The organism is Agromyces mediolanus, assembly GCF_023715325.1.
GTDB classification, from domain to species: Bacteria; Actinomycetota; Actinomycetes; order Actinomycetales; family Microbacteriaceae; genus Agromyces; species Agromyces mediolanus_A.
Window position 1 is genome coordinate 38,791 of the sequence record NZ_JAMBNX010000015.1, and the last position, 9,847, is coordinate 48,637.

8 protein-coding genes are annotated in these 9,847 nt (G+C 75.0%); 6 read left to right on the forward strand and 2 right to left on the reverse strand.

Features of this window, described 5'->3' with window-relative positions; genetic code table 11:
* Positions 1-16: 16 nt before the first annotated feature.
* The 6 genes from M3147_RS18560 to M3147_RS18585 are packed head-to-tail and all read left to right on the forward strand — an operon-like array spanning position 17 to position 7,970.
* On the forward strand, positions 17-982 hold the full coding sequence (locus tag M3147_RS18560; RefSeq protein WP_251204900.1) for an AAA family ATPase: 966 nt from the start codon (positions 17-19) through the stop codon (positions 980-982).
* The gene (locus tag M3147_RS18565) at positions 979-2,367 is read left to right on the forward strand and encodes a DUF58 domain-containing protein (protein ID WP_251204901.1); all 1,389 of its coding nucleotides are present in this window, start codon (positions 979-981) and stop codon (positions 2,365-2,367) included. The genes M3147_RS18560 and M3147_RS18565 overlap by 4 nt, the downstream gene beginning before the upstream one ends.
* Positions 2,364-4,904, forward strand: a complete 2,541-nt coding sequence (locus M3147_RS18570; RefSeq protein WP_251204902.1) for a transglutaminase domain-containing protein — start codon at positions 2,364-2,366, stop codon at positions 4,902-4,904. The genes M3147_RS18565 and M3147_RS18570 overlap by 4 nt, the downstream gene beginning before the upstream one ends.
* Positions 4,901-6,409, forward strand: a complete 1,509-nt coding sequence (locus tag M3147_RS18575) for a DUF5684 domain-containing protein (RefSeq protein ID WP_251204903.1) — start codon at positions 4,901-4,903, stop codon at positions 6,407-6,409. Before M3147_RS18570 ends, M3147_RS18575 begins: the two co-directional genes overlap by 4 nt.
* On the forward strand, positions 6,406-7,242 hold the full coding sequence (locus M3147_RS18580) for a PP2C family protein-serine/threonine phosphatase (protein ID WP_251204904.1): 837 nt from the start codon (positions 6,406-6,408) through the stop codon (positions 7,240-7,242). The genes M3147_RS18575 and M3147_RS18580 overlap by 4 nt, the downstream gene beginning before the upstream one ends.
* Entirely contained in the window at positions 7,239-7,970 is a 732-nt protein-coding gene (locus M3147_RS18585) for a hypothetical protein (RefSeq protein WP_251204905.1), read from the forward strand. The genes M3147_RS18580 and M3147_RS18585 overlap by 4 nt, the downstream gene beginning before the upstream one ends.
* Before the next feature lie 63 nt (positions 7,971-8,033).
* On the opposite strand, the gene M3147_RS18590 is transcribed toward M3147_RS18585, so the two are convergent.
* Together M3147_RS18590 and M3147_RS18595 are read right to left on the reverse strand one after the other, a co-directional pair.
* On the reverse strand, positions 8,034-8,858 hold the full coding sequence (locus M3147_RS18590; protein ID WP_251204906.1) for an ABC transporter permease: 825 nt from the start codon (positions 8,856-8,858) through the stop codon (positions 8,034-8,036).
* Positions 8,859-8,863: 5 nt separating this feature from the next.
* Entirely contained in the window at positions 8,864-9,760 is an 897-nt protein-coding gene (locus tag M3147_RS18595) for an ABC transporter ATP-binding protein (RefSeq protein ID WP_251204907.1), read from the reverse strand.
* Between the last annotated feature and the right edge of the window lie 87 nt (positions 9,761-9,847).

Genomic DNA, 9,847 nt, shown 5'->3' on the forward strand with positions numbered 1-9,847 from the left:
GCCGAGAGGACCACCGATGACCATCGCCCCGGAACAGGCCGCCTGGTTCCACGAGACGTTCGGGCTCATCGCCGACAACGTCGAACAGGCGCTGCTCGGCAAACGGCACGTGATCGAGCTCGTGCTCGCGACCGCGGTCTCCGGCGGGCACGTGCTGCTCGAGGATGCCCCCGGCACCGGCAAGACCGCGCTCGCGCGGGCCATCGGGCAGTCGATCCACGGCACCAGCTCGCGCATCCAGTTCACGCCCGACCTGCTGCCCGGCGACGTCACCGGCATCACCGTGTTCGACCAGAAGTCCGGCGAGTTCGAATTCCACGCCGGGCCGGTGTTCGCGAACATCGTGCTCGCCGACGAGATCAACCGGGCGAGCCCGAAGACCCAGTCGGCGCTGCTCGAGGTGATGGAGGAGGGGCAGGTCACGATCGACGGCGTCACCCGCCCGGTCGGCACCCCCTTCCTCGTGCTCGCCACGCAGAACCCGATCGAGCAGGGCGGCACCTACCGCCTGCCGGAGGCGCAGCTCGACCGCTTCGCGATCAAGACCTCGATCGGCTACCCCGACGAGGCGGCGACGATGCGCATCCTGCAGGGCGTCGGCACGCCGAAGGGTGAGCTCGAGGCCATCGTCGGCACCGACACGATCGTCGCCATGACGGAGCTCTCCCGGAGCGTCTACGTGAACCCGCTCGTCTCGGACTACATCATGCGGCTCGTCGACGCGACCCGTCGCGCCTCCGAGGTGCGCCTCGGCGTGAGCGTCCGCGGCGCGATCGCGCTCTCCCGCCTCGCGATGACCTGGGCGGCCGCGGCGGGTCGCAGTTACGCGACCCCCGACGACGTGCGCGAGCTCGCCGTCGCCGCGCTCGCCCACCGCCTGGTGCTCGAGCCCGAGGCGGAGTTCGACGGCGTCACCCAGAACGCGGTCGTCAACCAGATCCTGCTCGACGTGCCCGCGCCGAGGGAGAACGGGGTGGCGTGAGCGCACCCGAACGCCTGCTCCGCGAACCCGCGGGCCACGACACCGTCACCTCGACGCGCGGCGCCAGCGTCACGCGTCGTTCGGCGACCCGTCTCGGCGGCATCACGGGTGGCGCGGTGCGGTTGCGTCGCGGCTGGCGGCGCGCGGCGGATGCCGCGGGCCGGGCGGTGCGCTGGGTGCGCGAGACGGTGTCGCCCGCCGGCGTCCTGCTCGCCGCGCTCACCGTCGCCGGGGTCGCCGCGGGCTGGGCGTTCGGCTGGATGGAGGCGTGGGTCGTCGCGGCGATCGCCGGCGTGCTGCTGCTCGCCTGCGTGCCGTTCCTGCTCGGCGCGCACGACTACCGGGTGCGGCTCGAGCTCGACCGCGACCGGGTGGTCGCCGGCTCCGAGATCCGTGGCGGCCTCGACCTCGTGAACGAGGGCCGCCGGCTCGCGCTGCCCGGCGTCGTCGACCTGCCGGTCGGCCGCGGGCTCGTCGAGGCGCACGTGCCCCTGCTGCGCGCGGGGGCGCACCACCACGAAGAGCTCGTCATCGCGGCCCAGCGCCGCGGCGTCATCGACGTCGGCCCGATGACGGTCTCGCGCGGCGACCCGCTTCGCATCCTCCGCCGCGAGCTCAGCTGGCCCGAGGTGCAGCGCGTCTACGTGCACCCGGTCACGACGCAGCTGCCGCCATCGAGCGCCGGGCTCATCCGCGACCTCGAGGGCGCCCCGTCGAGTCAGTTGGTCGACGCCGACCTCTCCTTCCACGCCGTGCGGGAGTACGCGCCCGGTGACTCGCAGCGGCACATCCACTGGAAGGCGACCGCTCGCACCGGCACCCTCATGGTGCGCCAGTACGAGGAGTCGCGGCACGCCCGCATCGCCGTGCTCCTCGACCTCGACCTCGACGGCTACCGCGACGAGGACGAGTTCGAGCTGGCCGTCAGCGCCGCGGCCTCGCTCGGCGTGCAGGGCGTCCGCGAGGGCCGCGACGTCCTCGTGGGCGTGAGCGCCGAGCTCGACCCCGCCGACCGCGGCAGCGTGCAGGCGATGCGCTCCCTGCCGACGGTCTCCCCGCGGGTGCTGCTCGACGCCACCTCCGCGATCGAGGCCGGCTCCGCCGACGGGCTCGACGCCCGGGTCATCCGTCTCGAATCGCTCGCCGCGCTCGTCGCCCGATCCTTCGCCGACCTGTCGATCGCCTACCTGGTGACCGGCGCCGAGGTGCCGACCACGCGGCTGCGCCGCGCGGCCGTCGCCCTCCCGCCCGGCATCGCCGTCGTCGCGGTGCGCTGCGAGCCCGGCACCGAGCCGGGACTCCGCCGCTCGCGCGAGCTCGCGGTGCTCACCGTCGCCGAGCTCGACGACCTCGGCCAACTGCTCGCGAGAGGGGCGGCGCGATGAGCGCGCAGGATGCCGCGCCGGCACGCGGTCGCCGGGTCGACCGGCCCGAGCGCGGGCCGTCGCCCCTCGACGAGCGGAGCCTGCTCGGGCTCGGCTACGTCGTCGTCGCGGTCGTCCTCGCGACGGTGGCGGCGTGGCCGGTGTACGCCTCGCCGCGCATGCTCCTCGTCGCCGCCGTGGGCCTCGTGCTCGGCCTCGGCCTCGCGGTCGTGGCGCGGCTGCTGCGCTGGCGCGGGCTCGTCGGCGCGCTGCTCGTCGCGGCCTTCGCCGTCGTCGGCTACGCGCTCGTCGTCGTCCCCGTGGCGATCCCGTCGGCGCTCGGCAGCCCGATGCGGATGGTGGAGGGCGTCCGCGACGGCTTCGTCGGCGTGATCGTCGGCTGGAAGCAACTGCTCACCCTCGCGCTGCCGCTCGGCGAGTACCAGGCGGTGCTCGTGCCGTTCCTCGTCGTCGTGCTGCTCGGCTCCCTGTTCGGTGGCCTGCTCGTGCTGCCCGACCGCGGCTGGTCGCCGCTCGCCGTGCTCGTCGGCCTCGGCATGACGGCGTTCGGCATCGTCTTCGGCTCGAGCGCGCTGAGCGCCCCGATCGTGCTCGGCGCCGTGCAGGTGCCGGCCCCCCGCGAGCTCCTCGTCGGCGTCGGCGGCCTCCTCGCCGCCGTCGGCTGGCTGCTGCTGCGCTCCCGCTCCGCTCGCCGCATCGCCCTGCAACGGGCGACCGCGGGCACCGTGCAGCGGGCCGGCCTCTCCGGCTGGGTCGCGATCCGGCGCCGTGCGGTCGCCGCCGGGCTGATCGCCGTCGCGCTCCTCGCGGGGGCCGCCGTCGCGCCGGCCGCGGCGGAGCTGGCCGACCGGAGCGCGCTCCGCGACCAGGTCGAGCCGGAGCTCGCCGTGCGTCAGGCGCCGTCGCCGCTGTCCGCCTACCGGTCCGCCTTCGCCGGCGACGGGATCGACGAGACCTGGCTCGAGCTCGACGGGGACACCGACGGGGTGGAGCGGGTACGCATCGCGACCCTCGACGACTTCGACGGCGAGACGTTCCAGGTCGCCGCCGACCCCGACGACCCCGCCACCCGATTCACCCGGCTGCCGCGCGCGGCCGGTGCGGGCGATGCCGAGTTCGAGCTGACGGTCGGCGACGGCTATCGCGGTCTCTGGGTGCCCGTGCCGGGCGGACTGATGGCCGCACCCGACTTCTCCGGCGCGCGCGCCGTCGCGCTCGCCGACGGGTTCCACCGCTCGGCCGACGGGGCGACGTCGATCTCGATCGCCCCCCTCCCGGGGTCGACGGGACGCGACGCCGAACGCGGCCTCGTCGCCGGTGACCGGTACCGCGTCGTCGCCGCGGCCGACGACGGGCGCGGCCTCGAGACGCTCGGCAGCCCAGCGACGCAATCCGGCATCGACGAGGAGAGCTACCCGGCCCTCACCGCCTGGGTCGAGCTGCAGGCGCAGCCGCGATCGGCCGAGGGGCTCGCGACGCTCGTCGATCGGCTCCGAGCGCGCGGCTATCTGAGCCACGCGGCCACCGACGGGGAGGCTGCGGCCGGCTGGATCGAGCGGATGGGGCCCGGCTACGCCTTCCTGCCGAGCTACTCCGGGCACTCGACGGCCCGGATCGAGGCGCTCTTCACGCAGCTCGTCGATCAGCAGCGCCTCGCCGGGGAGCAGGCGAGCGACGCCGAGCTCGTCGCCGGGGTCGGCGACGACGAGCAGTTCGCCGCCGCCGTCGCGCTCGTCGCCCGCTCCCTCGGCTACGAGTCGAGGGTCGTGCTCGGCTTCCGGCTCGCGGGGGCCGAGGAGGTCGACGGCGTCGAGCGGTGCACCGAGGTCTGCACCGGCGGCGCGCTCGCCGCCTGGGTCGAGGTCCGCTCGCCGAACGGCGACTGGGCGACGGTGGATGCCACGCCGCAGCACGAGGTGGCGCCGAGCTTCATCAAGGAGGGCGAGCAGCTGCCGCAGCACCCCACCCGCCCCGAGCGCCCAGACACCGACACGCTCGACCCGCCGCCCGCGCAGAGCGACGCGAGCGAGGCCGAGGCGGCCCCCGTCGAGGAGACCGGGCCGGATCTGTCGCTGCTCTTCGCCGTGCTCAAGTGGACGGGCCTCGGCCTGGCCGCACTGCTCTGCCTGCTGCTGCCGGTGCTGGTGCTGCTGGCGGCGAAGCGCTGGCGGCGCGCCGGTCGGCGCCGTGAGGCCGCACCCGAGGTGCGGATCGTCGGCGCCTGGGACGAGCTCGTCGACCGCTACGTCGACGAGGGCGTCCTCGCGGGGGAGTCCGGCACCCGCGCCGCGACCGCCCGGGCCAGCGGCCGGCCGGCCGCCGAGGCGCTCGCCGGGCTGGTCGAGCGCGCCGTCTTCGCGGGAGACCCGCCGAGTCCGGCCGACGCGGATGCCGCGTGGGCCATCGTCGACCAGGAGACCGCGGCCCTCCGCCGACGTGACGGCGCCCCTCGCCGCCTCGGCGTGATGCTGTCGTTCGCGTCATTCCTGCGTACAATCCGACCCGCACGTGTTCTCACGGAGGAGCCCGCCAGATGACCCCCGCCGATTCCCAGCAGTTCGCTGTCGTCATGCTCGTGATGACGCTCGTCTGGTTCCTCGTCGCCCTCGGGCTCTACGTCTGGTACGCGGCGATGCTCGCGCGGGTCTTCCAGAAGTTCGGCTTGCCCGCGTGGTCGGCGTGGGTGCCGGTCTACAACGAGATGCAGCTCTTCGGCCTCGGCGGCCAGCCCAAGTGGGCGGCCATCCTCCTGTACGTGCCGATCGTCCAGCTCGTCGGGCTGTACTTCCGCATCCTCGCCGTGCACCGGGTCACGACGCAGTGCTGGCGCGGCGTCGGCACGACCGTCGTCGGCATCCTGCTGCCCCCGGTCTGGGCGACGATGCTCGCGCTCGGTGCCGCGCCCGATCCGGAGCGCGGCCGCCTGCCGAAGCCCTTCGGCACGAGCACCGGCCCGTCGCCCGTCGCGCAGGGGCCGCTCGCCGCAGGTCAGCCCGGCGTCATCCCGCCCGTCGCGCCGCAGGGCTCCGCGTTCCTGCCCTCGCAGGAGCCGTTCGCGGCCGGTGGTCAGCTGCACACCGGCTCGCCCGGGCAGGCGGCTCCCGCACCGTTCTCCGCTCCTGCGCCCGCGACGGCCCGCCCGGCGCCGGCGGCGCCCGCCGCGGCGCCCATCGTGCCGCCGAGCTTCGCCGTGCCGCCGGTCGCTCCGCCGGCCGGGGGCACGCTGCCGCCGGCTCCGGCGCACCCGTCGGCGCCGGGCCAGCCGGGCCAGCCCGCGCAGCCGGGCCAGTCGGCGCCGGGCCAGCCCGCGCAGCCGGCCGCGGCGCCGGCCTTCGCGCCGCCGCCCGCGCCGACGACGGGTCCGGTGCTGCCGCCGGCCGCGCCGCCGGCCCCCGCCACTGCACAGGCGGCGCCCGCCGGTGCGCCCGTGCCGGCCGCGGCCCCGAGCGAGCCCGGTGACCCGAACCGGATCGAGCCGATGCCGCCCGGCCCGGCGTTCGTCGAGTCGGCCTCGGCCTTCGCCGACTCGGCGTCGATGTTCGCGGGCGCGGCCTCGGCGTTCGCGGCATCCGCCCGGGCGGAGCCCGCCTTCAGCTCGCCGGCCGACGACGACATCGCCGACGCGGCCACCATCATGGTCGCCCCGGCCGAGGAAGACCCGATCGACCGCACCGTCGTCGTCGAGCGCCGCCCCCGGATCACCTGGATCCTCGTCACGGACGAGGGCGCTCGGCTGCCGCTCGACGCCGCACTCGTGGTGCTCGGTCGGAACCCGCGCCAGGTCGGCGACGGCGAGCAGCGGCTCGTCGTGCCCGACTCCAGCCGCACGCTCTCGAAGACGCACGCCGAGCTGCGCCGGGACGGCGAGCAATGGACGGTCGTCGACCTCGGCTCCACGAACGGGGTGCTCGTGCCCGACCGCTTCGGCGAGGAGCAGCTGATCGACCCCGGGGTGCCCACGCCGGTGGTCGAACGGCTCGTCCTCGGCACGCTGGGCCTCCGGATCCTCCGCGGCGAGTCCGAGAGGACCGGCCCCGTATGACCGACCCCCAGGGCGTCACGGTCGCGTCCGCCGTCTCCAGCGACGTCGGACTGGTCCGACGCGCCAACGAGGACTCCGCGCTCGCGGAGTGGCCCGTCTATCTCGTCGCCGACGGGATGGGCGGCTACGAGGCGGGCGACCGGGCGAGCGCGGCGGTCGTGCAGGCGTTCCGCCGGCACGTCGTCGGGCTGAAGTTCGCGACGGTCGGCGCGGTCCGCGATGCGCTCACCGCCGCCGGCGACGAGGTCGCGAAGGTCGCCGCGGAGACCGACCGCGGTGCGGGCAGCACCGTGACGGGCGTCGTCCTCATCGAGGACGAGGGCGAACCCGCCTGGCTCGTCTTCAACGTCGGCGACTCGCGGGTCTACCGGCACCACGGCACCGAGCTCGAGCAGCTCACCGTCGACCACTCGCTGGGCCAGGAGCTCATCGACCGCGGGGCCATGCGCCGGGAGGATTTGGCGAGCTTCGACCGGCGCAACGTCATCACCCGGGCGATCGGCGCGCCCGACAGCACCGCGGACAGCTGGCTGCTCCCCGTGGTGAACGGCGAGCGCCTGCTGCTCTGCTCCGACGGTCTCACCGCCGAGGTGAGCGACGAAGGCATCCGGGCGACCCTCACCATGAGCGGACGCCCGGAGTCCGCCGCGCAGGCGCTCGTGCAGCGCGCCCGCCAGGCGGGCGGTCGCGACAACATCACGGTCGTCGTCGTCGATGTCATCTCCGGCGGGATCGAAGAGCTGGGCGACGGCACCACCTCGATCCGCCCGGCCGCCGACGGCGAACCCGCCGACGACCACACGACGATCCCGGTCCGTCGGGCGGCGTCGTGACCGAGGAGCACGACCCCCGCGAAGCGGCGCACGACGACGTCGAGGACGCGACGGTCATCGTCGAGCGCACGGCCGAACGCATCGCGCGTGCTTCGCTCGACGTCGACCCGGACTGGGACCCCGCGGAGGCCGACACGGCCGACCGCCCCGAGGAGGCGACCATCGTCGTCGACCGCAGCGCCGGTGTCGGGGGCAGTGGCGGGAACGGTGCCGGGAACGGTGCCGGGAACGGCCTCGGCGACGGGCTCGGCGACGGCCTCGACGACGGCGGTGAGTTCGACGAGACCCGGGTCGTCGATCGAGGTGCCTCGGCCGAGCGCGGACAGGAGGCGGAGCCTGCGGCGGAGGGCCGACCGGGCACCGCGGCCGAGCAGGTCGCGCGCCCCGCCGAACCGGTGCTGAACGCACCCAAGCGCCGTCGCCGCCGACGCGAGCCCGCTCCCGCCCCAGTGCCGGAGGAGGTGCTGCGCACCGCCGAGCAGGGACCCGGCGTCGGCGTGCTCGACCGCTACCGGGCCCGCACTGGCGAGCCGCTCCGGATGCCGATCCCGGACCTCGGCGAAGGCCCCGGCCCGACGCGCGACGCGTCCGCTCCGCTGCCCTCGGTCGCGCGGCGCAGTCGTCGCACCGCGATCGGCGCCCTCCTCGCCGTCACCGTCGCCGGGGCGCTCGGCATCGCCGGGCTCATCGCCGTCGGCTCCATCCTCTGGCGCACGCTCTTCGGCTGACCCCCGCCCCGCCCGAACGGCGGGTCAGAGCCGGGCAAAAGCCGGGCGGGGCAGGGGCGGGCGTCAGGAGACGTCGCGGCGCCAGCTCGTGGCCGCGCCGATCGCGGCGAGCACGACGGCGATGCCGAGCAGCACGAGGGCGCCCTGCCACCAGAGAAGCATCTCGGCCGCACCGCCCGGCGTCGCCAGCGCGTAGAACGAGGCGCCGACGAGCGCGTCGCTCGCCGATCCGGGCAGGAACTTGCCGACCGCGGCCGTCGCGTCCGAGAAGGAGGCCGCGAGGCGCAGCAGCGGCTCCACGAACTGGGTGAACGCCAGCACGATGACGATCGCCGCGACCTGGTTCGGCACGACCGCGCCGAGGGCCGCGCCGATCGCCGCCCACAGCGCCATCGCCAGGATGCCGCGACCGATCATCGCCCAGGTGTCGCTCTGGTCGAGCATCGGGTCGAGCCCGAACACGGCGAGCATCGCGGCACCCGCGCCGACGGTGGCGAGGAACGCGATCACGCCGAAGCCGGCGCCGATCGGCAGCTGGGCGAAGAGCTTCGCCCCGAGGACGGTGGTGCGCTGCGGCGTCGCGAGGAAGGTGGCCGTGAGGGTGCGGTGCCGGAACTCGCCCGTCACCGCGAGCACGCCGATGATCACGGCGAAGACGTAGCCGAGCGAGGTCGCGAAGCTGTAGACGAGCGGCGCGAGCGGCATGTCGCCGAGCGGGGGCGCCTCCGTGCCCGTCGAGGCGGCGACGTCGGGGTTCGCGATCGTGAAGCCGAACAGCGCCGCCAGCCCGCCGGCGATGAACGCCAGGTAGGCGAACATGATGATGGCGAGCAGCCACCACATGCGGGTGGTCGTCACCTTCAGGAACTCGGATGCCAGTACGCGCATGCCGCTCACCCCTCGCCCTCGCCGACGAGCGCGAGGAAGGCATCCTCGAGCTCGGACTTCATGCGGTGCAGCTCCGAAAGCTCCACCCCGCCGACGAATGCGGCGCGGCCCACCCGTCCCGGTTCCGGTTCGTCGACGATGAACCCGTTGCGACCCTCCGCGTAGGCGAGTCCGGCGGCGACCAGCGCGGCGGCGAGGGCTGGGCGGTCCGGCGAATCGACGATGGTGCGCGGTGCCCGGTCGAGCTCGAGGCTCGCGAGCGTGCCCGTGCGCATGAGCTTGCCGCGGGCGATGATGACGACCTCGTCGACCGACTGCTGCACCTCGCTCAGCAGGTGCGAGCTGATCAGCACCGTGCGGCCTTCGGCTGCGAGCCGCTGCAGGAAGCCGCGGATCCAGCGGATCCCCTCCGGGTCGAGCCCGTTGATCGGCTCGTCGAGCACCAGCACGCCCGGGTCGCCGAGGAGGGCGGTCGCGAGCGAGAGCCGCTGCCGCATGCCGAGCGAGTAGCCGCCGACGCGCCGCCCGGCGTAGTCGCTCATGCCGACCTGCTCGAGCACCGTGTCGACGCGCTGGCGGGGCAGCCCGGCGGCGGTCGCGTAGACGCGTAGGTGGTCGCGGCCCGTGCGTCCGGGGTGGAAGCTCGCGTCGAGGGCGGCGCCCACGGTCTCGAGCGGGCGTTCGAGCTTCGCGTACGGCGTGCCACCGAAGGTCGCCGTACCGGAGTCGGCGCGGACGAGGCCGAGCAGCATGCGCAGCGTCGTCGTCTTGCCCGCGCCGTTCGGACCGAGGAACCCGGTCACCACGCCCGGGCGCACCGTGAAGCTCAGATCGTCGACCGCCGCGACCTGGCCGAACCGCTTGCCGAGTCCCGAGACCTCGATGGGGATGCCGCCTGTCATGCGCTCTCCTCACGTGGCGTGCCGGCGGGCGCTGCCGCCTGCCCTCACCCTAGCGACGGATGCCGCTCGAGGCATCCGTCGCTAGGG

Coding starts and splice junctions, on each gene's coding strand:
- M3147_RS18570 (WP_251204902.1), top strand. CDS start 2,364: ATGAGCGCGCAGGATGCCGCGCCGGCACGCGGTCGCCGGGTCGACCGG.
- M3147_RS18595 (WP_251204907.1), bottom strand. CDS start 9,760: ATGACAGGCGGCATCCCCATCGAGGTCTCGGGACTCGGCAAGCGGTTC.
- M3147_RS18580 (WP_251204904.1), top strand. CDS start 6,406: ATGACCGACCCCCAGGGCGTCACGGTCGCGTCCGCCGTCTCCAGCGAC.
- M3147_RS18560 (WP_251204900.1), top strand. CDS start 17: ATGACCATCGCCCCGGAACAGGCCGCCTGGTTCCACGAGACGTTCGGG.
- M3147_RS18590 (WP_251204906.1), bottom strand. CDS start 8,858: ATGCGCGTACTGGCATCCGAGTTCCTGAAGGTGACGACCACCCGCATG.
- M3147_RS18575 (WP_251204903.1), top strand. CDS start 4,901: ATGACCCCCGCCGATTCCCAGCAGTTCGCTGTCGTCATGCTCGTGATG.